General features: G+C 71.0%; 22 protein-coding genes and 1 pseudogene. 9 read left to right on the forward strand and 14 right to left on the reverse strand.

Features of this window, described 5'->3' with window-relative positions; genetic code table 11:
- Positions 1 to 210 precede the first annotated feature (210 nt).
- Entirely contained in the window at positions 211 to 474 is a 264-nt protein-coding gene (locus tag B1L11_RS16220; protein ID WP_079315251.1) for a hypothetical protein, read from the forward strand.
- A 28-nt stretch (positions 475 to 502) separates the two neighbouring features.
- On the opposite strand, the gene dop is transcribed toward B1L11_RS16220, so the two are convergent.
- The 4 genes from dop to B1L11_RS16240 form a co-directional block, all read right to left on the reverse strand.
- Positions 503 to 2,020 carry a depupylase/deamidase Dop gene (gene dop, locus B1L11_RS16225; RefSeq protein WP_179155174.1) on the reverse strand — a complete coding sequence of 506 codons (1,518 nt, stop codon included), beginning with the start codon at positions 2,018 to 2,020 and terminating at the stop codon, positions 503 to 505.
- Positions 2,021 to 2,095: 75 nt separating this feature from the next.
- Positions 2,096 to 3,328 (reverse strand): acyltransferase, encoded by a 1,233-nt coding sequence (locus B1L11_RS16230; RefSeq protein WP_256862593.1) that lies wholly within the window; start codon positions 3,326 to 3,328, stop codon positions 2,096 to 2,098.
- 247 nt (positions 3,329 to 3,575) lie between these two features.
- Positions 3,576 to 5,339, reverse strand: a complete 1,764-nt coding sequence (gene arc, locus B1L11_RS16235) for a proteasome ATPase (protein WP_079315253.1) — start codon at positions 5,337 to 5,339, stop codon at positions 3,576 to 3,578.
- 205 nt (positions 5,340 to 5,544) lie between these two features.
- On the reverse strand, positions 5,545 to 6,408 hold the full coding sequence (locus B1L11_RS16240) for a tRNA (adenine-N1)-methyltransferase (RefSeq protein WP_079315254.1): 864 nt from the start codon (positions 6,406 to 6,408) through the stop codon (positions 5,545 to 5,547).
- A 107-nt stretch (positions 6,409 to 6,515) separates the two neighbouring features.
- Here B1L11_RS16240 and B1L11_RS50945 point away from each other — a divergent pair, with 107 nt between their 5' ends.
- Complete coding sequence (locus B1L11_RS50945) at positions 6,516 to 7,040, forward strand: GNAT family N-acetyltransferase (RefSeq protein WP_256862594.1); 525 nt, start codon at positions 6,516 to 6,518, stop codon at positions 7,038 to 7,040.
- Positions 6,953 to 7,627, forward strand: coding sequence for a GNAT family N-acetyltransferase (locus B1L11_RS50950; RefSeq protein WP_256862595.1), 675 nt, complete (start codon positions 6,953 to 6,955; stop codon positions 7,625 to 7,627). Before B1L11_RS50945 ends, B1L11_RS50950 begins: the two co-directional genes overlap by 88 nt.
- Before the next feature lie 124 nt (positions 7,628 to 7,751).
- On the opposite strand, the gene B1L11_RS50955 is transcribed toward B1L11_RS50950, so the two are convergent.
- Genes B1L11_RS50955 through B1L11_RS16255 form a run of 3 tightly spaced genes read right to left on the reverse strand, consistent with a single transcriptional unit; the run spans position 7,752 to position 9,957 of the window.
- Complete coding sequence (locus tag B1L11_RS50955) at positions 7,752 to 8,339, reverse strand: aminotransferase class III-fold pyridoxal phosphate-dependent enzyme (RefSeq protein WP_256862596.1); 588 nt, start codon at positions 8,337 to 8,339, stop codon at positions 7,752 to 7,754.
- Positions 8,225 to 8,974, reverse strand: a complete 750-nt coding sequence (locus tag B1L11_RS50960) for an aminotransferase class III-fold pyridoxal phosphate-dependent enzyme (protein ID WP_256862597.1) — start codon at positions 8,972 to 8,974, stop codon at positions 8,225 to 8,227. Before B1L11_RS50960 ends, B1L11_RS50955 begins: the two co-directional genes overlap by 115 nt.
- The gene (locus B1L11_RS16255; protein ID WP_218671159.1) at positions 8,905 to 9,957 is read right to left on the reverse strand and encodes a carbohydrate kinase family protein; all 1,053 of its coding nucleotides are present in this window, start codon (positions 9,955 to 9,957) and stop codon (positions 8,905 to 8,907) included. The genes B1L11_RS50960 and B1L11_RS16255 overlap by 70 nt, the downstream gene beginning before the upstream one ends.
- A gap of 52 nt (positions 9,958 to 10,009) precedes the next feature.
- Between B1L11_RS16255 and B1L11_RS16260 the strand changes: the two genes are divergently transcribed.
- Positions 10,010 to 10,600 (forward strand): TetR/AcrR family transcriptional regulator, encoded by a 591-nt coding sequence (locus B1L11_RS16260; RefSeq protein WP_079315255.1) that lies wholly within the window; start codon positions 10,010 to 10,012, stop codon positions 10,598 to 10,600.
- Positions 10,601 to 10,704: 104 nt separating this feature from the next.
- Here the strand turns inward: B1L11_RS16260 and B1L11_RS54010 are convergent, their stop codons facing one another.
- The 3 genes and pseudogenes from B1L11_RS54010 to B1L11_RS54020 all read right to left on the reverse strand — a co-directional run.
- Entirely contained in the window at positions 10,705 to 12,192 is a 1,488-nt protein-coding gene (locus B1L11_RS54010) for an FHA domain-containing protein (protein WP_079315256.1), read from the reverse strand.
- A gap of 187 nt (positions 12,193 to 12,379) precedes the next feature.
- Positions 12,380 to 12,943, reverse strand: coding sequence for a CBS domain-containing protein (locus B1L11_RS54015; protein ID WP_306291661.1), 564 nt, complete (start codon positions 12,941 to 12,943; stop codon positions 12,380 to 12,382).
- Between the two features lie 250 nt (positions 12,944 to 13,193).
- A pseudogene (locus B1L11_RS54020) lies at positions 13,194 to 13,547 on the reverse strand (site-2 protease family protein); the annotation flags it as partial.
- Positions 13,548 to 13,748: 201 nt separating this feature from the next.
- On the opposite strand from B1L11_RS54020, the gene B1L11_RS16275 reads away from it, so the two are divergent.
- The 5 genes from B1L11_RS16275 to B1L11_RS16290 all read left to right on the forward strand — a co-directional run bounded on the left by B1L11_RS16275 (position 13,749) and on the right by B1L11_RS16290 (position 17,688).
- On the forward strand, positions 13,749 to 14,693 hold the full coding sequence (locus B1L11_RS16275; protein ID WP_079315257.1) for a sensor histidine kinase KdpD: 945 nt from the start codon (positions 13,749 to 13,751) through the stop codon (positions 14,691 to 14,693).
- Positions 14,694 to 14,759: 66 nt separating this feature from the next.
- Complete coding sequence (locus B1L11_RS16280; protein ID WP_079315258.1) at positions 14,760 to 15,620, forward strand: PD-(D/E)XK nuclease family protein; 861 nt, start codon at positions 14,760 to 14,762, stop codon at positions 15,618 to 15,620.
- An 85-nt stretch (positions 15,621 to 15,705) separates the two neighbouring features.
- Entirely contained in the window at positions 15,706 to 16,701 is a 996-nt protein-coding gene (locus B1L11_RS16285) for a sensor histidine kinase (protein ID WP_306291662.1), read from the forward strand.
- Entirely contained in the window at positions 16,698 to 16,904 is a 207-nt protein-coding gene (locus B1L11_RS54025) for a sensor histidine kinase (protein WP_306291663.1), read from the forward strand. Before B1L11_RS16285 ends, B1L11_RS54025 begins: the two co-directional genes overlap by 4 nt.
- Before the next feature lie 100 nt (positions 16,905 to 17,004).
- On the forward strand, positions 17,005 to 17,688 hold the full coding sequence (locus tag B1L11_RS16290) for a response regulator transcription factor (RefSeq protein ID WP_079315259.1): 684 nt from the start codon (positions 17,005 to 17,007) through the stop codon (positions 17,686 to 17,688).
- A 211-nt stretch (positions 17,689 to 17,899) separates the two neighbouring features.
- Here the strand turns inward: B1L11_RS16290 and B1L11_RS16295 are convergent, their stop codons facing one another.
- From B1L11_RS16295 to B1L11_RS16310, 4 genes are all read right to left on the reverse strand, one after another.
- Positions 17,900 to 18,937 carry an ABC transporter ATP-binding protein gene (locus B1L11_RS16295; protein WP_179155175.1) on the reverse strand — a complete coding sequence of 346 codons (1,038 nt, stop codon included), beginning with the start codon at positions 18,935 to 18,937 and terminating at the stop codon, positions 17,900 to 17,902.
- The gene (locus B1L11_RS16300) at positions 18,934 to 19,959 is read right to left on the reverse strand and encodes an ABC transporter ATP-binding protein (protein ID WP_079315260.1); all 1,026 of its coding nucleotides are present in this window, start codon (positions 19,957 to 19,959) and stop codon (positions 18,934 to 18,936) included. The genes B1L11_RS16295 and B1L11_RS16300 overlap by 4 nt, the downstream gene beginning before the upstream one ends.
- A complete protein-coding gene (locus B1L11_RS16305; protein WP_079315261.1) occupies positions 19,956 to 20,975 on the reverse strand; it encodes an ABC transporter permease in 1,020 nt (339 codons plus the stop codon). The genes B1L11_RS16300 and B1L11_RS16305 overlap by 4 nt, the downstream gene beginning before the upstream one ends.
- Positions 20,976 to 21,065: 90 nt before the next feature.
- Complete coding sequence (locus B1L11_RS16310; protein ID WP_079315262.1) at positions 21,066 to 22,841, reverse strand: ABC transporter substrate-binding protein; 1,776 nt, start codon at positions 22,839 to 22,841, stop codon at positions 21,066 to 21,068.
- Positions 22,842 to 22,872 lie beyond the last annotated feature (31 nt).

Genomic DNA, 22,872 nt, shown 5'->3' on the forward strand with positions numbered 1-22,872 from the left:
CCGCCTCGTACTCGCCGTCGCCGGGTGGCTCCTGGCCGCCGCCCTCGCCACCGGCACGGGCGTCGCGGTGCTCGGCCTGCTCGGCCGGCCGCTCACCGGCCCGGCGGAGCGGCCGATGACGGCAGAGGAGATCCGCCTCGCACTCGCCCGGGACACCCCGGGCCCGCCCTCCCCGGCCTCCACCCCCGCCGGTGCGACCCCGGCGGCCTCATGCCGGCCGGCGAGACGCCGGACGCCGCGACCGGACGCAGGCTCGTCTCCACCGGCGCGGGCAGCCTGATCGCCCGGTGCGACGGCGGGCTGGTCCGGCTCCAGTCGTGGACCCCGGCGCAGGGCTTCGAGGTGGACGACGTCGACCCGGGGCCGGACGACCGCGCCCGGGTGAAGTTCGAGTCGGACGAGGGCAGGCTCGAGATCGAGGTGCGCTGCGCCGACGGCGTGCCGGTCCCCCGGATCACCCGGCACGACGACTGACCGGGTCACCGGCCGGCCCCGCTTCCTCTCAGCCCTCGCCGGTGAGGGCGGCGACGAGGTCGGCGGCCGTACGGCACCGGTCGAGCAGGTCGCCCACGTGCGCCTTGGTGCCGCGCAGCGGCTCCAGGGTCGGCACGCGCTGCAGCGACTCGCGGCCCGGGATGTCGAAGATGACCGAGTCCCAGGACGCGGCGGCGACCGACTCGCTGTACTGCCGCAGGCACCGGCCGCGGAAGTAGGCCCGGGTGTCGGTGGGCGGCATCTCGACCGCCCGGTCGATGTCCTCGTCGGTCACCAGGCGCTGCATGCGGCCCCTGGCGACCAGCCGGTTGTACAGGCCGCGGTCGGGGCGGATGTCGGAGTACTGCAGGTCGACCAGTTGCAGCCGCGGATGCGACCACGGCAGGTTGTCGCGGGTGCGGTAGCCCTCCAGGATCTCCAGCTTGGCGACCCAGTCGAGCTCCCGGGACAGCTGCATCGGGTCCTCCGCGAGCCGGGTGAGCACCGACTCCCAGCGGTTGAGCACGTCCTTGGTGAGGTCGTCCACGCCCGAGCCGAAGCGGTCCTCGACGTACTTGCGGGCCTGCTCCAGGTATTCCATCTGCAACTGCACGGCGGTCATCTTCCGCCCGTTGCGCAGCGCGATCTCGTACTTGCAGGTCGGGTCGTGGGAGACCGCGCGCAGCGCCGCGACCGGCGACTCGGGGGTCAGGTCGATGGTGAGGAACCCCTCCTCGATCATCGCCAGGACCAGCGCCGTCGTGCCGAGCTTCAGATATGTCGAAATTTCCGACATGTTGGCGTCGCCGATGATCACGTGCAGTCGCCGGTACTTCTCCGGGTCGGCGTGCGGCTCGTCCCGGGTGTTGATGATCGGCCGCTTGAGCGTGGTCTCCAGCCCGACCTCGACCTCGAAGAAGTCGGCCCGCTGGCTGATCTGGAAGCCCTCGCCACGCGAGTCCTGGCCGATGCCGACCTTGCCCGCGCCGCAGACGACCTGCCGCGACACGAAGAACGGCGTCAGGTGCCTGACGATGTCGGCGAACGGCGTCGCGCGGCGCATGAGGTAGTTCTCGTGGCAGCCGTACGACGCGCCCTTGGCGTCGGTGTTGTTCTTGTAGAGCTGGATGGGAGCGTTGCCGGGCATGGAGGAGGCCCGCACGGCGGCGTCGTACATCACCCGCTCGCCCGCCTTGTCCCAGATCACCGCGGCCCGGGGGTTGGTGCACTCGGGCGTGGAGTACTCCGGGTGCGCGTGGTCGACGTACAGGCGCGCGCCGTTGGTGAGGATCACGTTGGCGAGCCCGAGGTCCTCGTCGGTGAGCTGGCTCTGGTCGGCCACCTCACGGGCCAGGTCGAATCCCCGGGCATCGCGGAGCGGGTTCTCCTCCTCGAAGTCCCACCGGGCCCGGCGAGCCCGGGCGGCCGACGCCGCCAGGTACGCGTTGACGACCTGTGAGGAGGTCACCATCGCGTTCGCTCCCGGTTGACCGGGCACGGCGATGCCGTACTCGGTCTCGATGCCCATCACCCGCCGAACCGTCATTCGCACCCCGCCTGTTTCAGGCCGTCGTAGTCATATCCGAGCCTAGCCCTTTCTCTATGCCCTGCTACCGAACAGTTACGGCACAGATGCCTCGGGACTTTGCGCCGGAATGGCCGTCGCAGTCCGGGAGGTACCCCCGCGGCCCCGGGGACGGGCCCTCCGGGAGCGGTCGAGCAGGGCCCCCAGCCTGGCACGAAGCCACCGCTGACCAGGCTTGTCGACCATACGGTAGATCAGATACCCGAGCCCGATCGAGACCGCCATCGTGATCGCGGCCAGCGCCCACGGGTCGATCACGTCCCGGTACGCGGGGATCACGACGGCCGAGACCGTCTGGTGCAGGAGATAGAGCGGATACGTGAGGGCCCCGAGGGTGACCAGGCGACGCCAGCGCACCCACCGCAGCCAGCCGAGGGCGACCGCGGCCATCAGGAGGTAGACGACCGTGATCGCGACGACGACGGCCTCCGGGGGCGCCGGGTAGCGCGCGATGCCGACCAGGCGCACCCGCTCCCCCACGCGCTCCATGGCGGCGTGCAGGGACATCCCGTAGCCGGCGGCGACCAGCAGCCACGGGACGAGAGCCCCCGAACGCACCCCGAAGCGGTGGATCAGGAAGAAGGCCATGCCCGCGATGAAGTACGGCGCCTGCCGCGGCATGAAGACGAAGACGAGCGCCTCGTTCTGGGTGAACTCGGCCAGCAGCGCCAGGCCGAACCAGGCCGCCAGGAACACCAGGCAGCGCCGCAGTGTGATCCCCACGAGGGAGAACAGCGCCACGAGAACGTAGAACCGCAGTTCCACCCAGAGGGACCAGAAGACGCCGCCGGCGTGGCCCACGCCGAACGCCCCCTGGAGCATGGTCAGGTTGAGCAGGTACTCGCCGTCTTCGAGCTTGGGGTCGAATCCCGCGACCCCGCTGAAGCGGTACATGATGAAGATCACCAGCACGGCGAACCAGTACGCCGGGTACAGCCGCGACACCCGGGAGACGGCGAACTCGCCGACCGTGTGCCCCCAGACGCTCATCAGGATGACGAACCCGCTGATGAGGAAGAACAGCTCCACGCCGAGGATGCCCAGCGTGGTGAGGCGCGCGACCGGCTCGAACAGCTTGGTGGGGTACTCGTCCCACAGGGATTTGCTGGCCGCCATGAAATGGAACGCCATGACGGCGAACGCGGCCACGAAGCGCAGGACGTCGAGCTCGACCAGGCGGCGGCCCTTGGCGTCCGCGGCGGCGCCCCGCGCTGGGACCGCGTCCGGCGCGGCCGAGGCCGGATCGGACTGCCGCGCGGGCTGTCTCACAGGCTGTCTCACAGGCTGCCCCACAGCGGTCACCCGCGCGCGTCAAGGAAGATCATGCCCTCTTTGACGTGATCACTCCGGGTTTCGGTTCCCTCGGATCACGATCGTCACGAAAGGTCACTTTTGGCCCACCTGCTGCCGCCCTGTCCGCGTGCCGGCGTCGGAAAGGCCCCGGAAAGCCGGAGGAGCGGCGCGATCCGGGATCGCGCCGCTCCTCGATGGCACCGGTCCGGCCGGAGCCGGGGTGTTACAGGTACTGGCCGGTGTTGGCGACCGTGTCGATCGACCGCCCGGCCTCGGTGCCCTGCTTGCCCTGCACGAGCGTGCGGATGTAGACGATCCGCTCGCCCTTCTTGCCGGAGATGCGGGCCCAGTCGTCGGGGTTGGTGGTGTTGGGCAGGTCCTCGTTCTCGGAGAACTCGTCCACGCAGGCGGCCAGCAGGTGCGAGATCCTCAGGCCCTTCTGCCCGGTCTCGAGGAACTCCTTGATGGCCATCTTCTTGCCCCGGTCCACGATGTTCTGGATCATGGCGCCGGAGTTGAAGTCCTTGAAGTAGAGGACTTCCTTGTCGCCGTTGGCGTAGGTCACCTCGAGGAAGCGGTTCTCCTCGCTCTCGGCGTACATCCGCTCGACGACCCGCTGGATCATCGCGGCGATCGTGCCCTCGCGGCTGTCGCCGTGCTCGGCCAGGTCGTCCGGGTGCAGCGGCAGGTCGCTGACGATGTACTTCGAGAAGATGTCCTTGGCCGCCTCGGCGTCGGGCCGCTCGATCTTGATCTTGACGTCCAGGCGGCCGGGCCGCAGGATCGCCGGGTCGATCATGTCCTCGCGGTTGGAGGCGCCGATGACGATGACGTTCTCCAGGCCCTCGACACCGTCGATCTCCGAGAGGAGCTGGGGAACGATGGTGTTCTCGACGTCGGAGGACACACCGGAGCCGCGGGTGCGGAAGATCGAGTCCATCTCGTCGAAGAACACGATCACCGGGGTGCCCTCGGACGCCTTCTCACGCGCCCGCTGGAAGACCAGGCGGATGTGCCGCTCGGTCTCGCCGACGTACTTGTTGAGAAGCTCGGGGCCCTTGATGTTCAGGAAGAAGCTCTTGCCGGACTGGCCGGTCTTCTCCGCGACCTGCTTGGCCAGGGAGTTGGCCACCGCCTTGGCGATGAGCGTCTTGCCGCAGCCGGGCGGGCCGTACAGCAGCACGCCCTTCGGCGGCCGGAGCTTGTGCTCGCGGAACAGGTCGGCGTGCAGGTAGGGCAGCTCGATGGCGTCCCTGATCTGCTCGATCTGCCGGCTGAGGCCGCCGATCTCCTCGTAGGAGATGTCGGGGACCTCCTCGAGGACGAGCTCCTCCACCTCGGACTTGGGGATGCGTTCGTAGACGTAGTTGGAACGGGGTTCGAGCAGGAGGGAGTCACCGGCCCGCAGCGGCTGGTCCAGCAGCGAGTGGGCGAGCTTGACGACCCGCTCCTCGTCGGCGTGCGAGATGACGAGCGCGCGGTCGCCGCTCTCCAGCAACTCCTTCAGCATCACGATCTCGCCGACGTCCTCGTAGCCGAGGGCCTCGACGACGTTGAGCGCCTCGTTCAGCATGACCTCCTGGCCACGCTTGAGCGAGTCGACGTCGACCGCCGGACTGACGTTCACCCGGAGCTTGCGCCCGCCCGTGAACACCTCGATCGTGCCGTCATCCCTGGCCTCGAGGAAAACACCGAATCCGGACGGCGGCTGTGCCAGCCGGTCGACCTCCTCCTTGAGGGCGACGATCTGGTCCCTGGCCTCCTTGAGGGTGGAGACCAAACGCTCGTTCTGGCTTGTGAGGGCAGCCACCTGTGCCTGCGCCTCGTGGAGACGCTCCTCGATGACCCTGGCCTGCCGGGGAGACTCGGCCAGCTTCCGGCGCAACGCGGTGATCTCCTCTTGCAGGAAGGAGACCTGTGTTGTGAGATCCGCGACCTCCCGTTCGCGCTGCGCGGCTCGAGCCTCAGCGTCGTCGCGAGCTGCCACGCCCCGTCACCTCCTTCCCCGTCGAGAACGACTACTCAAGACCCTACCTATCTTGGCGCTGTACGTAACCTGGCCGGGCAGTGTTCGTGTAGTTACGTTGGGTGTTCGGCGTTTGATACCTTATGGACCGATTGTTCGGGTCACCATTAGGAACACACCCATATGTTCCCGTGTCACGCGGCTTTGCCGGGTTGTGGCCGAATCGTCACACTTGTTCGATCCCCTCTCCATACGCCCCCTTGGCGGGACGCCTGCGCCGCGGCGGGGGCGTGACGCCGTCCGCCATGCGACGGGCCGTGACGAGAAATCCCGTGTGGCCGACCATCCGGTGGTCGGGTCGTACGGCGAGACCTTCGACATGCCAGTCGCGAACCAGGGTCTCCCACGCGTGAGGCTCGGTGAAACTCCCGTGCTCCCGCAGGGTTTCCACCGTTCTGGACATCTGGGTCGTTGTCGCAACATAGCAGCAAATAACTCCCCCGGGGGTAAGGGACTTCGCCGCCGCGTCAACACACTCCCAAGGCGCGAGCATGTCCAGGACGACGCGGTCCACGTCCGCCTCGTCCAGCGCGTCGACGAAGTCGCCGACCACCAGGCGCCACTGCCCCACCGGGCCGCCGAAGAACTTCTCCACGTTCTTGGTGGCCACCTCGGCGAAGTCCGCCCGCCGCTCGTAGGAGGTGACCTTCCCCTCCGGGCCGACCGCCCGCAGCAGGAAGCAGGTGAGCGCACCGGACCCCACGCCGGCCTCGACCACCCGCGCGCCGGGGAAGATGTCGGCCATGGCGACGATCTGCGCCGCGTCCTTCGGGTAGACCACCGCGGCGCCGCGCGGCATCGACACCGCGTAGTCGGCGAGCAGGTGCCGGAACGCCAGGTAGGCCGTGCCGCCGGAGGACCGCACCACGGAGCCCTCGGGCTGCCCGATCAGGTCGTCGTGCGGGATCGACCCCTTGTGCGTGTGGAAGACGCCGCCCTCTTTCAGCGTCACCGTGTGCCGCTTGTTCTTGGGGTCGGTGAGCTGGACCTGATCTCCGGCCCGGAACGGGCCGTGCCTGCGAAAACCCATGCGGAAAAGGCTAGTGCCGCGACCGACGAGATTTGCCCGGACGGAGCGACGGCGGCGGCGGGGAAAACACCTGGCCGGTGCGGTGTCACTGCTGGTAACAATGGGACATGTTGCCCCAAGAGGCGATCCCCGCCGGGCCGGCCGTTCTGCGCCTGCCGGTCGAGGGGGACGCCGACCAGATCGCCCGAGCCTGCGCCGACCCCGATATCGCGAGGTTCATCCCCTTCCTCCCCTCGCCGTACTCGCGGGACGACGCGCTGGCGTGGATCACCAAGACCGTGCCCGAGATGTGGGAGAACGGCGGTGCCGGCTTCGTCGCCGCCGACCCGGTCACGGACGAGATCCTCGGGACCGCGGGGCTCAAGCCGCCGGACCGCTTCGGCGCCTCGGAGGTGGGCTACTGGCTGGCGCCGTGGGCCCGGGGGCGCGGCGTCGCCACGGCCGCCGTGCGGACGCTCGCCGAGCGGGCCTTCGCCCGGGGCGTCCCCAGGATCGGGCTGCTCGCCGACGTGGAGAACGTCGGGAGCCAGCAGGTCGCCTTGCGGTGCGGCTTCGCCTACGAGGGCGTGCTGCGCGGGCCGGCGCTCCCCGGGGCGGCACCCCCGGCGACATCGCCGCGTTCGGGCGGCTGAGCACCGACCCCGGTGACCCGATCACGCCCTTCCTGCCGTTCTTCCCCGGAGGGTTCCCCGGCGGCTCGCTCAGCGACGGCGTCGTCCGGCTCACGCCGCTGACCACCGCCGACGCCGCCGACTACTTCGCGCTGGCGTCCGTGCCGGACGTGATGGACTCGCACGTGCCGCCCGGACAGCCGGAGTACGCGGACAGCGAGGTCGTCTGCCGGTACGCCGGGCACCGGTGGCTGACCGGGCAGCGGGCGGACATCGCCATCAGGGACGCGGGGACCGGCGAGTACGCCGGGGACATCCAGCTCACCGGCATCATCCCGGATCTCGGCCAGGCGATGCTCGGCTACAGCCTCCGTCCGGAGTTCCGCGGCAGGGGCCTGGTGACCCGGGCGGCGAACCTGCTGATCGAGTGGGCGTTCGCGAACACGCCGCTGCGCCGGATCATCGCCGGGACCACGCCGGACAACGTCTCGTCGCACCGCGTGCTCGAACGGGCGGGCTTCACCCGGGAGTACCTCGTCGAGGGGCTGCTGCCCGGCCCCGGAGGCACCCGCGTTGACGACGTCCAGTGGGCCAGGACACGCCCCTGAGGCCTCAGAGCGGAACGGACCTCCCGCGCTCGGGCGCCGCCCGGAACCCGGTGCCCGACGCGGGACCGTCCGCGGCGCGGCACGCCCGTCGGGCGTCCCGGCCACGCCGGTGCCGGCCGCTCCCTCAGTCGGCTCCGTACGCGGCCCTCAGCTTGGCGAAGGCGGCGTCGGTGCCCTGGAGGGCCCGGTCGATCTCCTCGTCGGTGTGGGCGGCCGACAGGAACCAGTTGTGCCAGGGATGGAGGTAGACCCCCTCCTCCAGACAGGCTCCAGCCCAGGCGATGCCCTTCTCCAGGGTGTCGTCACCCTCGAAGGACAGCCACGGCACCTGCACCGGGCCGGTCTGGCGGACCACGAAGCCGTGCGCCGCCGCCTGGGCGGCGAGGCCCTCGCGCAGCCGGGTCCCGGCCCGGTGCATGAGCGCGACGCCGTCGGTCTCGCGCAGGATCTCGATCGTCGCCTTGGCGGCGGCCATGGCGGTGGCGGAGAACCAGAAGGAACCGGTCGAATACAGCGTCTGGGCCGCCCCGCGCAGCGCGTCGGTCCCGGTGAGCGCCGCGATGGGGAAGCCGTTGGCCATCGCCTTGCTCCAGGCCGTCAGGTCGGGGCGCACGCCGAGCGGCTCCCACGAGCCGCGCAGGTCCAGCCGCCACCCGGCGCGTACGTCGTCGATGACCAGCGCCGCGCCGATCCGGTCGGCCAGCGCCCGCACGCCCCCGGGCGAACTCCGCGTCGGCGTGCTCCTGGTCCTCGAACGAGTCGTGCTTGAACGGGGTGACCAGGATGGCGGCGACGTCGCCGTCCGCCTGGGCCGCGGCGGCTCGGCGCTGGCGAGGTCGTTGTAGGTGAACTCGATCGTGTCCGCCCGCTGGTTGGGGGTGACTCCGGACAGGCCGGGCGTGCACCAGGGGTCGCGCCGTGGTAGGCGCCGTGGGCGACCAGCGCCTTGGTCCTGCCCGTCGCCGCCCTGGCCACCATCAGCGCCTGGGTGGTGGCGTCGGTGCCGTTCTTGGAGAACATGGCCCAGTCGGCGGACGGGATGAGGTCCACCAGCAGTTCGGCGAGTTCCACCATGACCGGGCCGGGGCCGTTCAGGCAGTCGCCCTCCGCCTGCTGCGCCGCGGCGGCGGCCTCCACCCGCGGATTGCGGTGGCCGACGATCATCGGCCCCCAACTGCACATCAGGTCGACGTACTCACGGCCGTCGGCGTCCCACTGCCGGGCGCCCTCGGCACGGACGAAGAACTGGGGGTAGCGGTCCCCGTGCAGGGCCGCGTTCAGGTGGCCGTACATGCCACCGGGGATGACCTTCGCGGCACGGGCCCGCAGGGAGGCGTCGAGGGACATGGGCGGCACTCCTGAGATCGGGGAAATCGGGGAGGTGGGGGGCCGGGGTCAGGCGTCCGGGCCCGAGTCGCCGGGAACGGAGTCGCCGGGAACGGAGCCGTCGAGACCGGCGTCGGAGCCGAGGCCGCCCGCGACCCGGGCGCGACGGCGGTGCCGAGGCGGGCCGCGCCGAGGACGTCCCGGCCGCGCAGCAGACCCGCGGCGAATCCGGCGCAGTACGCGTCGCCGCAGCCCGTGGTGTCGACCACCGGCACGTCCAGGGCGGGCACGCGGGTGACTCCGGCGGCGGTGGCCACGAGGCTGCCGGCGGCCCCCAGGGTGACGATCACGCCCTTCGGGCCCTCGGCGAGCAGCGCGGCCGCGGCCTCCTCCGGCGTCGGCGCCCCGCTGAGCATCAGGGCCTGCTCCTCGTTGGGCAGGAGGTAGTCGACGTGGGGCAGGAACGCGCGGACGCCCGGCATGAGGTCGGGCATGTTCGACAGCAGGTCCAGCGTGACGGTCGTGCCGCCCTCGCGGGCCTTGTCGAGCAGCGCGAAGAAGGCGGGGTCGTGCAGGCCCCAGGTGACGTCCATGCCGCCGAGGTGCACCACCTTCGCGCCGGTGAGACGGTCCGCGTCGAGGTCGGCGGTCGCCAGGCCCAGGTTGGCCCCGGGCACGTGGAACGAGGGCCGTCCGCCGTCGGGACGGATGGGCAGGATCGAGGCGGCCGTCTGCTCCCCCGGCCTGCGCACCACGCCGCTCACGTCCACGCCGTGCCGCGCCATGATCATCAGGAGGAAGTCGCCGAGCTCGTCGTCGCCGACGGCGCCCATCGAGGCGACCGGCACGCCGATCTTCGCCAGGGCCACGGCCGTGCCCGCGGCCGCGCCGGCCGCGGTGATGCGGATCTGCTCGAGCAGGTGGGTGTCCTGACCGGCCGGGATGGACTCGACCGGGCGGGCCAGGACGTCGACGATATGCACGCCGACCGTCACTACCGTCATGAGCGGATAATAGACGGGCGCCCGACTAAAATGTCAACCGAGGTGGTGGACCATGCCGAAGATCGTCAATCACGAGGAGCGCAGGGGCGAGGTCGTCGCGGCGGCCCGCCGGATCATCCTGCGCGAGGGCATCGAGGCCGCGACGACGCGGGCCATCGCCAAGGAGGCCGGCTACTCCAACGGCGTGCTCACGCACTACTTCGCCGACAAGGACGAGATCCTGCTTTCGGCCCTGGAGGCGTCCCATCGCCGGATCGCCGACCGGCTGCGGGAGAAGCTGTCGGGCCGCACCGGGCTGGCGGCGCTGCGCGAGCTGCTGCTCGACAACGTGCCCCTCGACGACGAGCGGGCCGGGGAGACCGGGCTGGAGGTGGGCTTCTGGGGGCGCAGCCTGACCAGCCCGGCGCTGCTTGAGGTCCAGCGGCGGGAGGCCGCCGAGCTCCGCTATCTGGTGACGAGCCTGCTCAGGTGCGCCGCCGAGGCCGGTGAGATCCGTACGGACGAGGACCTGGAGGACGTGGCGGAACGGCTGCTGGCGCTCGTGGACGGGCTGAGCGTCCACCGGCTGCTGTATCCGGCGCACGTCACCGGCGAGCGGCTGGAACGGCTGATCCTGAGCGAGATCGACCGGCTCCGCCCTTAAGGTCGTGTCTGGCAAATCAAGCCCTGCTGCGCGCGGCCAGCATTCGTCAGACACTCCCTGATCCGGCCGCCGGGGGCAGGTGGCCCCGGCGGCCTCGGGGATCGTCAGGCGTTGCGGTGGGCCTCGTACCGCATCGTGCGCGAGACGCCGACACGGACGGTCGTGCCGGGCAGGATCGGCACCGGCTCGTTCGGCGGGATGTCGTAGAAGTTGGGGTCGCCGGGCGGCTGGATCTGGGTGCCGTTCACCGAGCCCAGGTCGAGCAGGTTGACGTCCCAGTTGTCCAGGAAGACCCGCAGGTGGCGCCGCGACACCGAGCCGTCGGGGCTGGTGACCCTGGCCGGCCTGGCCTCGCCCGACTGCACCTCGGGCGCGCGCTCGGGGTCGCGGCCCAGCAGGTAGTCGGCCTCCAGCGGCAGCGCCATGCCGTCGTCGAGCAGCAGCACGCCGAGCAGCGGCCGGGGCCCCTTGTACGGCACCACCGCCCGCTGGTCGATGGGGATGCCGCAGACCGCGCAGTAGGGCGCGCGCGGGTCGTTGAAGTGGTCGTTCTTGCAGTCGACGCCGTAGACCATCGGCCGCTGCTCCGGCTCGGGCGCCGCGTCCATCTGGGTCGCCTCGCCCGGCTCCTCGTCGGCGGGTGCGTGCGGCACCGGCTCGAACGGCCCGCTCGGCGGGCCGTCCGGCCCGCCCAGGTCGTGCGGCCCGCCCAGGTCACGATCCTCGGCCGGCTCGGGCAGCGGGGGCAGCGGCTGCGGTCCCGAGTGGTGCGCAGGCCCCGGGTCGGAGAGGGCGGGCGGCAGCGGCGGCAGCGGCTGGGAGACGTGGGACGGCGGCTGTACGGGCGGTGGCGCGAGCGGCTGGGACGATCCCGTGGAGGGCCCTCCTGCGTCGCCCGACGGCCCGCCGCCGGGCATCGGACCGGACGGGAACGGCGACACGGGCGGCGGCGGCACGGGCGACGGCGTGGGCGACGGCACCACGGGTCCGCGCGGGGCGATCGGCTCCGGAGCGCCGATGGGCGGGGGCTGGACACCCTGCTGCTGACCCTGCTGCGGCTGGGGCGGGCGCGGGGGCAGCGGCGGGAAGGCGAGGTCGCCGTGCCGGGTGAAGTCGCACTCCAGCCCTGCCCCGGTGACCACGCCGCCGTCCAGCCTGGCGTACGGGCTCGACGGGCCCGCTCCGGGCAGGCGCAGCTCGACCCGGGACACCGGGCCGTTGACGAGACGGTCGGTCCAGGTCAGCGCGTCGTGCCCGGCGAGGCGGACCTCGCCGTCCGGGCCGCCCGACACGGTCGCGTACGCGGCCCCGCTGACCAGCACGGCCACGCCGCCCCCGGCCGGCCCGGCGACCGCGCAGGCCACCGGCTCCCCGCCGAGCGACCTGTCCATGGCGCGCGCGAGGACCTGGGCCACCCGCCGGGCCAGCGCCCGGCCGTCCCCGCCCGTCGTGGCGGTCTCGCTCAGCGCGCCCAGCAGGTCCTCGACCGGCTGGTCGCCGCCGGTGGCGCACACGAGCAGCAAACCGTTCAGATGGGCGACCACGCCCTCCCCCGGCAGCGGGCGGACCACCCCCACGCCCTGTTCCGTCACAGAAGTTCTCCCTCCGGAAACGCCACCGGATGACCGGCACCATCGCCGGCACGCCATGTGCCGGATCGATCACCCCAGAAAGTAGCAAAAAAGAGTGGTGAACCGGCCTGCCGGAGCCCGCGGCGGGCGGCCGGACGGCACCCGGCCCCGGTCTCGATCAACACCCCGGTCCCCGGCGACGTCGCGCTCACACGCCGCTGAACATGCGGTTGACGTCTGCGGTGGCGAGCACGCCGTAGATCTCGCCGCCCCGCTCGACGAGCAGGTATTCCGGCGCCGGGGTATCCCGCATGGCGTCGAGCAGGGACTCCCCCTCCAGGTCGGCGCCGAGCACGAGGGAGGGCTCCAGGGCGCGGGACAGGGCGCCGACGTTGACCCACGGCCTGCGCTGCTCGGGAGTGGCGTTGACCGCCGCCTCGTTGACGATGCCGACCGGCCGCCCGTCGTGGTCGACCACCACCATGGCGCCCGCTCCCGCCTCCCGCGCCCGGCGCAGGCCCTCCGACAGCGGCACCTCGGCGGTGACCGGGATCGCCCGGCGGGCCAGCACCCGGGCCCGCAACTGCGGCAGCCGGGCCCGTACACGGGCCACCCGCAGCGACTGGGAGGCCCCGAGCCAGATGAACGACGCCAGCACCACCGTCCAGAGCATGCTCCCGATGCCGGGCTCCTGGCCGGCCATGAGGTTCATCAGCAGCGGTACCACGACCACCGCGATCGCGACGCCGCGGCCGACCCACGCGGCGGCCATCGTGCCGTGCCCGCGTCGCGCTTGACCTTCCACACGGCGGCCCGCAGCATCCGCCCGCCGTCGAGCGCAGTCCGGGGAGAAGGTTGAAGATGCCCACGATCAGGTTGGACGACCAAAGCTGCCAGATCAGCACCGGCACGAGCCCATCGGGCGGGTGCAGGAACATGGACAGCGGGTCGACGGGACCGGTCACGAACGCGACCGCGGACACCACGTAACCGATCGTCGCAAGGCCCAGCGAGAGCAGGGGCCCGGCGAGCGCCACGTTGAACTCCCGGCCCGCCGTCTCGGGCTCACGCTCGATCTCCGAGACGCCGCCGAGCATGTAGAGGGTGATCCTGCGCACGGGAAGGCCGTAGTACTTGGCGACGACGCAGTGCGCCAGTTCATGGAGCAGGACCGAGGCGTAGAGCAGGACGGCGAAGACCAGCGCCACCACGGAGCTGCCGATGAGCCCGTATCCGGGAAGACTGGCGGCGAAGACCGGCTGAAAGCTGTAGGTGATGAACGCCGCCACGATGAGCCAGGTGGGTGAGACGTAGACCGGGATGCCGAACGGCCGTCCCATCCGCAGTCCGGTGGACTCCTTGACCGGTGTGCTCATGTGGCCGCCTTCCCCTCCCACGCCCCTCGATGCTACGCGCCGGGCCGTGAGGTCAGCCTAAGAGCTCGCCCTACCGTCGCGCACCGGGTGATCGTCCCGGCGCGCGGGCAGGGCCGGCGCGCGACCGATACACACTGTAAAATTCGCACATACTTTCGCCCCGGTGGGTCATTCCCCCGCCCACCTGGGTAGTCGGGCGACATGGGCCTGCGCGCGCGGCTGTTCGACGGCATGACCAGCGCCCTGATGACGGCACTGCTCATGCGCATGGGATGGCTGGCGCATCGGCTCGTCCGGCCCGAGCCCGCCCTCGTCGAGCAGCTCCGCCGGCGCCTCGACGAGATCAACAGCGGTGACGGCAGCGGGCGGATCCAGAAGCCGGAGCACCACACGGGAATGGCCCCGTTGGCCGAGAGCATCAACGCCACCCTCGACCACGCCGCTCGGTGCTCCCGGTTCGCCTCCGACGTCTCACACGAGCTCCGCAGCCCCCTCACCGCCCTCCGCGTGAAACTCGAGGAGGCGCAGCTTCACATTCCGGAGACCGATTTCGACGAACTGCTCCGCGAGGGTTTGCGGGACATCGACCGGCTGGAATCCATCATCGACGACCTTCTCACGTTGTGCCGGCTGCGGGCGGAGATCGCGACCACCCGGCCTGGCCCGGTCGACGTCTCCGCGGTGGTGAAGGAGCACGTCTCCTGGCAGAGCGGGCCCGTCCCGGTCCGGCTCCGGCTCCAGCCCGAGGTGTGCGTGAACGGCGTGCCGACGCAGCTCGGCCGGATCCTGCTCAATCTGCTGAGCAACGCCCAGCGGCACGCCAGGCGATCGATCGTCGTCACCGTACGGCGTGATCGAGACATCGCCGAGATGGCCGTCGACGACGACGGGGACGGGGTGCCGCCCGCCGATCGGGAGCGGCTCTTCGAGCGGTTCGTCAGGTCGGAGAAGTCGCTCCGAGTCGATCCTCACGGCGCCGGGCTGGGTCTCGCGATCTGCCGGGAGATCGCCTCGGCGCACGGCGGCACCATACACATCGAGGACTCCGACGCCGGCGGCGCGCGCTTCGTGGTCCGGCTGCCCGCCATCGATCCGATCAGGCGTGATGTGCCGGTGCTCGCCGCCGCGGGCGCGGGCTCGGCCTGAGCCCGCGACGGCGCGCGCGGCGAGGGGCGGGAGCGTTCTGTCGGCCCGGTGTCCTACAGTTCCGGCATGACCCTCGCCGAAGAGCGCGCCGTGATCGGGGCGCTTTCCCCCTCCCGGGCCGGTGACTTCATGACCTGCCCCCTGCTCTACCGGTTCAGGGTGATCGACCAGCTCCCCGAGCGGCCCTCGGCCGCCGCGGTCAGGGGCACGCTCGTTCACGCCGTGCTGGAACGGCTCTACGACCTGCCCGCGGAGGCGCGGACGGTCGCCGCCGCCCAGGACCTGCTTGAGCCCCAGTGGCGGCGGCTGCTCTCCGAGGAGCCCGACTACGCGGGGCTGTTCGAGGACGACGAGGAGCGGGACGCCTGGCTGACGCAGGCCCGCGGCATGGTCGAGCGTTACTTCACGCTGGAGGACCCCCGGCGGCTGGAGCCCGCCGAGCGGGAGATGTACGTCGAGGTCGTGCTCGACAGTGGGCTGCTGCTGCGCGGCTACATCGACAGGCTCGACGTGGCCCCGACCGGCGAGATGCGGGTCGTGGACTACAAGACGGGCACGGCGCCGGGGCGCGAGTGGGAGGCCAAGGCGCTGTTCCAGATGAAGTTCTACGCGCTCGCGCTGTGGCGGCGCAGCGGCCAGGTCCCCCGGATGCTCCAGCTCATGTACCTGGGCAACGGCGAGATCGTCCGTTACGTCCCGGACGAGGCGGACCTGCGGGCGACCGAGCGCAAGGTCGAGGCGCTCTGGGCGGCCATCGAGCGCGCCGTGCGCACCCGGGAGTGGCGCGCCCGCCGCTCGCGGCTGTGCGACTGGTGCGACCACCAGGCGCTGTGCCCGGAGTTCGGCGGCACCCCGCCGCCCGTGCCCGACCGCGAGCCCGGGCTGTCCGCCCGCGTCAGCAGAAGGTCGGCCAGCGACGAACTGTGACCCCGGGGGACTCCTCCGTGGGGAGGAGGCCGGATATCCCTCCCGGGCAGGGTGGACGCGGGCGGCGAACGCCTAGATTTGGTTCGTGCGCACCACCCCCGGCAGTACGCGGTCCTGGCTTCGGGCTCATCCCCTGGTCTCCGACTCGATCCTCGCGGTGGTGCTGACGACCGCGTCCCTGTGGTGGATCGCCTCGACCGGCCCCGATGAGGGAGCCGGGTGGCTGCGGTCCGTCCCGCCGCGCCCGGCGGACGCGCTGAACCTGATCCTGGCGGCGGCCTGCACGCTGCCGGTGGCCCTGCGGCGGAGCCGGCCCTTCGTGCTGCTGGTGGCCACCTGCGTCCCTCAGGCGGCGCTCGACGCGCTCCACTACGACCCCGGCCTGAGCGAGTTCGGCGGGCTCGTCCTGCTCTACTCCGTGGCCGTCTGCCGGGGGCTGGCGCTGAGCCTGGCCGCCCTCGTCCTCTCCTTCTCCTCCTACGCCGCAGGCGCCGTCGCCGGGGTCATCACCCCGTCCTGGACCGACCACGTCGTCGTCACCGCCGTCCTGCTGCTGTGCTGGGTGTGCGGCCGGGCGGTGCGGCTGCGCCGCGCCTACCTCGCGGAGCTGGTGCAGCGGGCCGACCGGCTTGAGCGGGCGCGGGAGGCCGACACCAGGGCCGCCAGGGCCGAGGAGCGCTCCCGCATCGCCCGGGAGCTGCACGACGTCGTGGCCCACCACGTCAGCGTGATGACGGTCCAGGCCGCCGCCGCCCGCAAGATGCTCGACACCAAGCCCGACGTCGCGCGGGACGCCCTCACCGCCATCGAGGAGATGGGCCGTACGGCGATGGCGGAGATGCGCAGCATCGTCGGCGTGCTGCGCACCGACGGCCCGGCCGAGCGCGGGCCGCAGCCGGGCATGCACGACCTGCCCACGCTGGTGGAGCAGATGCGCGAGGCGGGGCTGCGGACCCAGCTGTGGATCGAGGGCGAGCGGCGCGGCCTGCCGCCCGGGGTGGACCTGGCCGCCTACCGGCTCGTGCAGGAGGCGCTGACCAACAGCCTGCGGCACGCCGGGCCGCCGCCCGCGCCTGGGTGACCGTACGGCACGAGCCGAACGAGCTGAGCATCCACGTCGAGGACGACGGGCGCGGCGCGGCGGAGGAGTCGGTCCGGATCGGGGGCAAGGGACACGGCCTCGTCGGCATCCGCGAGCGCGTGGCGCTCTATGGTGGAGTTCTGCGGATCGGTCCCCGCGCCGGGGGCGGGTTCGAGGTCCGCGCCCGCTTCCCCCTCAAGTAGAGCCCCCTCAAGTAGAAGAGCCCCCTCAAGGACAGACCATGACGATCAGGGTGTCCCCCTCCACCCGGCGGCCCGCCGCCCATCCCAGGACGGACGCATCATGACGATCCGGGTGTTGCTGGTCGACGACCAGCCGCTGCTGCGCACCGGGTTCCGGTTCATCCTGGAGGCGGAGCCCGACGTCACCGTCGTGGGCGAGGCGGGCGACGGCGCGGTGGCCATGGAGCAGTCCCGGGCCCTGCTGCCCGACGTGGTGCTCATGGACGTCCGCATGCCCGGCACCGACGGCATCGAGGCGACCCGCCGCATCGTGCGGGAGGCCGCGCCGAGCGCCCACGTGCCGAAGGTGCTCGTGCTGACCACGTTCGACCTGGACGAGTACATCGTGGAGGCGCTGCGCGCGGGCGCGAGCGGGTTCCTCCTCAAGGACGTGCCGCCGGACGAGCTGGTCCAGGCGATCCGCGTGGTGGCGGCCGGCGACGCGATCGTGGCGCCGAGCGTCACCCGGCGGCTGCTGGACAGGTTCGCCACCCGGCTGCCCTCCGCCCACCAGCAGGCCACCCCCGCGCGGCTCGACCGGCTCACCGAGCGCGAGCTTGAGGTGCTGCGCCTGATCGCGAAGGGCATGTCGAACGCCGAGATCGCCGCCCAGCTCGTGGTCAGCGAGACGACCGTGAAGACCCACGTGGGCAACGTGCTGACCAAGCTGGGGCTGCGCGACCGCGTCCAGGCGGTCGTGCTCGCGTACGAGACCGGCCTGATCGTCCCCGGCGCCTTCTCCTGACCTTCGGCCTACGACCACGGGAGGAGCGGGGCGGGCCCGGTCATCCCGTGGGCGTGGGCGAGAGCCGTACGGAAGGCCGATGCCGGGCCGGGACGCGCCCCGATACCGTCGTGACAGGGGCGTGGCCGAGGTGGCGGAACACGCCCCGCCGGTACGGCTCCCGCGGACCGTCTGGGGGGAAAGACGGCGGGGGCCGTACCGGCGGAAAGACTCAGTCCGCGGGCGCGGCGGCCGTCTGCTGCGGGGCCGCGGCCGCGCCGCCGGAGGGGGCGTTCTCGGGGAAGTGGCAGGCCACCTGGTGGCCGGGGGCGAGCGTCTCCAGCGGCGGCTCGACCTGCTTGCAGATCTCCTGCGCCTTCCAGCAGCGGGTGTGGAACCGGCAGGCGGGCGGCGGGTTGAGCGGGGAGGGCACGTCGCCCTGCAGCCGGATGCGCTCCCGCTCCTTGCGCCGCTTGGGGTCAGGGATCGGGACCGCCGACAGCAGCGCGTTGGTGTACGGGTGCATCGGCGACTCGTACAGGCCCTTGCGGTCGGCGATCTCGACGATCTTGCCGAGGTACATCACCGCGACGCGGTCGCTGATGTGCCGCACCACCGACAGGTCGTGCGCGATCACCACGTAGGTGAGGTCGAGCTCGCTCTGCAGGTCCTCGAGCAGGTTGACGACCTGGGCCTGGATCGACACGTCGAGCGCGGACACCGGCTCGTCCGCGATGATCAGCTTGGGCTTGAGCGCGAGCGTCCTGGCGATGCCGATGCGCTGCCGCTGACCGCCGGAGAACTCGTGCGGGTAGCGGTTGTAGTGCTCGGGGTTCAGGCCGACCAGTTCGAGGATCTCCTGGACCGCCTTCTTGGTGCCCTGCTCGGTCTTGATGCCCTGGATCCGGAACGGCGCGCCCACGATGGCGCCCACCGTGTGCCGGGGGTTGAGCGAGCTGTAGGGGTCCTGGAAGATGATCTGCACGTCCCTGCGGAGCGGACGTATCCGGCCCTGGGACATGTGCGTGATGTCGTTGCCCTCGAACAGGATCTTCCCGCCGGTCGGCTCGATCAGCCGGGTGATGAGGCGTCCGGTGGTGGTCTTGCCGCATCCCGACTCGCCGACCAGGCCGAGGGTCTCGCCCTTCTTCACGTCGAAGCTGATGCCGTCGACGGCCCTGACCGCGCCGACCTGCCGCTTGAGCAGGCCCTTCGTGACCGGGAAGTGCTTTTCCAGCCCCTGTACGGACAGCAAGGGCTCCTCGTTCACGAAGCCTCCAGGTTCGGCTTGATCTCGTTCTCCCAGATGGCGCGCCGCCGCTCGCGCGGCAGGTGGCAGCGCACGAGGTGGCCGCCCTCGGTCTCCAGCAGCTCGGGGACCTGCGTGGCGGCCCGCCCGCCCGTACGCTCCTCGAAGGCGCAGCGCGGGTGGAAGGCGCAGCCGGACGGCACGTTGATCAGCGAGGGCGGCGAGCCCTTGATGGGCATCAGCCGCTCGGTCGGCTCGCGGTCCAGCCGCGGCATCGAGCCGAGCAGGCCCCACGTGTAGGGGTGCTCGGGCCGCTCGAAGATGTCGTCGGACGTGCCGTACTCGACGCACTTGCCGCCGTACATCACGAGGATGTCGTCGGACAGCTCGGCGACGACGCCGAGGTCGTGCGTGATGATGATCAGCGCGGCGTCGAAGTCGCGCTGCAGGTCGCGCATCAGGTCGAGGATCTGCGCCTGCACGGTCACGTCGAGCGCGGTCGTCGGCTCGTCGGCGATCAGCAGCTCGGGGTCGCAGCTCAGCGCCATCGCGATCATGGCGCGCTGCCGCATGCCGCCGGAGAACTCGTGGGGGTAGCTGTCCACGCGGCGCTCCGGCTGGGGGATGCCCACCCGGCCGAGCATGTCGATCGCGTGCTTGCGCGCGACCTTCTTGCTGACGTCGTTGTGGATGCGGTAGGCCTCGATGATCTGGTCGCCCACCGTGTAGAACGGGTGCATCGCCGACAGCGGGTCCTGGAAGATCATCGCCATCTTCTTGCCGCGCAGCGTCCGGACGTGCTCCTGGCTGGCGCCGACGAGTTCCTCGCCGTCCAGCCAGATCTCGCCGGAGATGCGGGCGCGCCCGCCCTTGTGCAGGCCGAGGATGCCGAGGCTGGTCACGCTCTTGCCGGAGCCGGACTCGCCGACGATGCCGAGCGTCTTGCCCCGCTCCAGGGTGAACGACAGCCCGTCGACGGACTTGACCAGGCCGTCGTCCGTCGGGAAGTGGATCCGCAGGTCCTTCAGTTCCAGGAAGCTCATCCCAGCCTCACCCTCGGGTCCACGACGGCGTACAGGAGGTCGACGATCAGGTTCGCGAAGACCACGAAGAACGCGGCGACGAGCGTCACGCCCATGACCTTCGGCAGGTCCTGGGCGAGGATCGCGTCGATCGCGTACTTGCCCATGCCGGGCAGCGAGTAGGTGCTCTCGGTGAGCACGGCGCCGCCGAGCAGCAGGCCGAGGTCGAGGCCGAAGATCGTGAGGATCGGGGTCAGCGCGCCGCGCAGGCCGTGCTTGACCACGACGGTCCGCTCGTTCAGGCCCTTGGCCCGGGCGGTGCGGATGTAGTCCTCGTTCATCGTCTCCAGCATGCCCGCCCTGGTGAGCCGCGCGTAGCCGGCGGCGTACAGGAAGGCCAGCGTGATCCACGGCAGGATCAGGTTGTAGGCCCACATGGCCGGGTTCTCGTCGAACGGCGTGAAGCTGCCGCCCGGGGCGGTGATGCGGAACGGAGTGCCGTAGCTGAAGACGACCAGCGAGACGATGCCGGTGAAGAAGATCGGCAGTGACACGCCGGCCAGGGCGACGCTCATCGCGGCGCGGTCGAACACGCTGCCACGTTTCAGCGCGGACAGGACGCCGGTCGCCACACCGGCTATCACCCAGATGACGGCGGCCCCGATGGCCAGCGAGATCGTCACGGGCAGCCGGTCCATCAGGTCGGGCCAGACGGGGAGCCGGGTGAGGAAGGAGTATCCGAAGCAGGGCGCGGGGCAGTGCTCCACGCCGGGGCCGTAGTCGTAGTCGGCGCCGGCGACGATGCCCTTGGCGAACCGCCCGTACTGCACGACCAGCGGATCGTTGAAGCCGAGCTTCTCGGCCGCGATCTTGACCTGCTCCGCGGAGGCGGTGCGCCCCACGTAGCGCGCGGCCAGGCTCTCCGAGGTGGCGCCGGCCAGGCGGGGCACCAGGAAGAAGATGGCGAACGTGACGATGCTCACGATGGTGAGCATCACGAACGCCCAGATCAGCCGCCGGATGATGTATGTGACCACAGTCCCCCCGGCTCCGGGGGCCGGCCCGGTGGGACCGGCCCCCTTGCCGCGTTCACGCGTCTATCGGATCTGTCTGGTCTCGGCGGACGCTTACTTGACGCCCATGCCGAGGTAGTCGTACATGCCGTACGCCTCGTTGACGAAGATGTTCGTCGCGTTCTTGCTGCGCACGAGCAGGGTCTTCGTCCACACGTTCGGCAGGACGTAGGCGCCCTCCATGACCTTCTTGTCGATCTGGGTCCAGAGCGCGTTGCGGGCGTTGGTGTCGGTCTCCTTCATCGCCTGGTCGATGAGCTTGTCGACCTCGGGGTCGCGGACGCTGATGTTGGAGGAGCCGCCGGTGTCGCGGATGACGCGGCTGTCGACGATCTGCTGCAGGAAGCCGAAGCCGTCGGGCCAGTCGGACATCCAGCCGTTCTGGGCCAGGCCGATCTTGTTCTCCTTGGCGTAGCCCGGCTTGCCGGCGTACAGGGCGAAGTAGTCGGCCTGCGGGAACGGCTTGAGCGTGAGCTTGATGCCGACCCGGCCGAGGGACTGCTGCAGCGCCTCGGCGGCCGCCTTCTCCTTCGGCCGCTCGGCCCGGTAGGAGATGTTGGTCTCGAAGCCGTTGGGCTGGCCGCAGGCGGCAAGCGCCTCCTTGGCCTTGGCCAGGTCGCCCTTGTTGTCGGCGCCCGGCGGGTAGAGGTTGAAGTCCTCGTGGCCGGGGATCGCCGGCGGCAGCATGCTGGTCGCGATCTGCCCGCCGGAGAACTCGCCGCCCCAGGCGGTCTGGAGGGCCACCTTGTCCGCGGCGTACTCGACGGCCTTGCGGCACTCGATGTTGTCGAGCGGCGGGACGTTGCCGTTGATCGAGGTGTACCAGAGGCGGGTGCTGGTCGGGTTGTCGGTGTTCGCCTTCATCGCGGGGTCGGACAGGAGCCGGCCGAGGGCCGCCGGCTGCGCGCCGATGCCCGCGACGTCGACGTCGAGGTCGCCGGCGATGATCCGGTTGTCGATGTCGTCGGCGTTGACGTTGGTGGAGACCTCGTAGCCGTCCGGCAGCGCCTTGCGGTTCGGGTCGGTCGCCGGGTCCCACTTGTCGTTGCGGACCAGTGTGAAGCCCTTGCCGATCTCGTTCTTCTCGAACTTGTACGGCCCGGTGGAGATGATGTGCTCCTTGTACTTCGCGCCGGTGTCCTTGTCCTTGGGGACCGGGATCGTGGCGGGAAGCTGGGCGAAGTAGTCGAAGTTGCTCAGCGGCTGCTTGAGGTGGAAGACGATCGTGTAGTCGTCGGGCGTCTCGATCGCGCTGTCGGTGTTGACGTCCTTGGACTTGTACGCGCCCTTGTAGCCCTTCGGCCAGTCGAGGAAGTCGTTGAAGTAGGTGTACCCGTCGGGGAACACCTCCTTGTCGAACGACCGCTCCACGGCGTACTTCACGTCCTTGGACGTGACCGGGGTGCCGTCCTCGAACTTGATGCCCTTCTTGAGCTTGTACGTCCAGGTCTTGGCGTCGTCGCTCGGCGTGCCCATGTCCTCGGCGAGGTCGGGGACGAGCTGGTTGCCCTCCTTGCCCACGGCGGACTTGAACATCAGCAGCGACCGGCCGTACAGCCGGATGAAGTTCCAGGAGTAGCCGTAGTAGGTGTCGCCCGGGTCGAGGGAGTCCCAGTCACCGCCGTTGGCGAACTTGAGGATGCCGCCCTTCTTGTCCGAGGGGTTGACCACCCCCGTCAGGGCGGCGTTGAACTCGGCCTTGGAGTCGGAGCCGGCCGCGGCACCGCCGGACGACGACGGCGTGCTGCTGCCCGAACCGCCGCCGCAGGCGGCCACGGCGAGGGCGAGCACGGCGCCGGTGGCCGCCACACCCAGTCTTCTTCTTAGCATTGCAAACCCCTTGGTGATAGGAGCCGGGGGA

Source organism: Microbispora sp. GKU 823 (assembly GCF_002027145.1).
GTDB classification, from domain to species: domain Bacteria; phylum Actinomycetota; class Actinomycetes; order Streptosporangiales; family Streptosporangiaceae; genus Microbispora; species Microbispora siamensis.

Excerpts from the sequence above, each read along its gene's own strand:
- B1L11_RS16220 (WP_079315251.1), top strand. The coding sequence starts at position 211 with ATGCCGGCCGGCGAGACGCCGGACGCCGCGACCGGACGCAGGCTCGTC.
- dop (WP_179155174.1), bottom strand. The coding sequence starts at position 2,020 with ATGACGGTTCGGCGGGTGATGGGCATCGAGACCGAGTACGGCATCGCC.
- B1L11_RS16240 (WP_079315254.1), bottom strand. The coding sequence starts at position 6,408 with ATGGGTTTTCGCAGGCACGGCCCGTTCCGGGCCGGAGATCAGGTCCAG.
- B1L11_RS50945 (WP_256862594.1), top strand. The coding sequence starts at position 6,516 with ATGTTGCCCCAAGAGGCGATCCCCGCCGGGCCGGCCGTTCTGCGCCTG.
- B1L11_RS50960 (WP_256862597.1), bottom strand. The coding sequence starts at position 8,974 with ATGTCCCTCGACGCCTCCCTGCGGGCCCGTGCCGCGAAGGTCATCCCC.
- B1L11_RS16255 (WP_218671159.1), bottom strand. The coding sequence starts at position 9,957 with ATGACGGTAGTGACGGTCGGCGTGCATATCGTCGACGTCCTGGCCCGC.
- B1L11_RS16260 (WP_079315255.1), top strand. The coding sequence starts at position 10,010 with ATGCCGAAGATCGTCAATCACGAGGAGCGCAGGGGCGAGGTCGTCGCG.
- B1L11_RS54015 (WP_306291661.1), bottom strand. The coding sequence starts at position 12,943 with ATGGCCGCCGCGTGGGTCGGCCGCGGCGTCGCGATCGCGGTGGTCGTG.
- B1L11_RS16275 (WP_079315257.1), top strand. The coding sequence starts at position 13,749 with ATGGGCCTGCGCGCGCGGCTGTTCGACGGCATGACCAGCGCCCTGATG.
- B1L11_RS16280 (WP_079315258.1), top strand. The coding sequence starts at position 14,760 with ATGACCCTCGCCGAAGAGCGCGCCGTGATCGGGGCGCTTTCCCCCTCC.
- B1L11_RS16290 (WP_079315259.1), top strand. The coding sequence starts at position 17,005 with ATGACGATCCGGGTGTTGCTGGTCGACGACCAGCCGCTGCTGCGCACC.
- B1L11_RS16300 (WP_079315260.1), bottom strand. The coding sequence starts at position 19,959 with ATGAGCTTCCTGGAACTGAAGGACCTGCGGATCCACTTCCCGACGGAC.
- B1L11_RS16310 (WP_079315262.1), bottom strand. The coding sequence starts at position 22,841 with ATGCTAAGAAGAAGACTGGGTGTGGCGGCCACCGGCGCCGTGCTCGCC.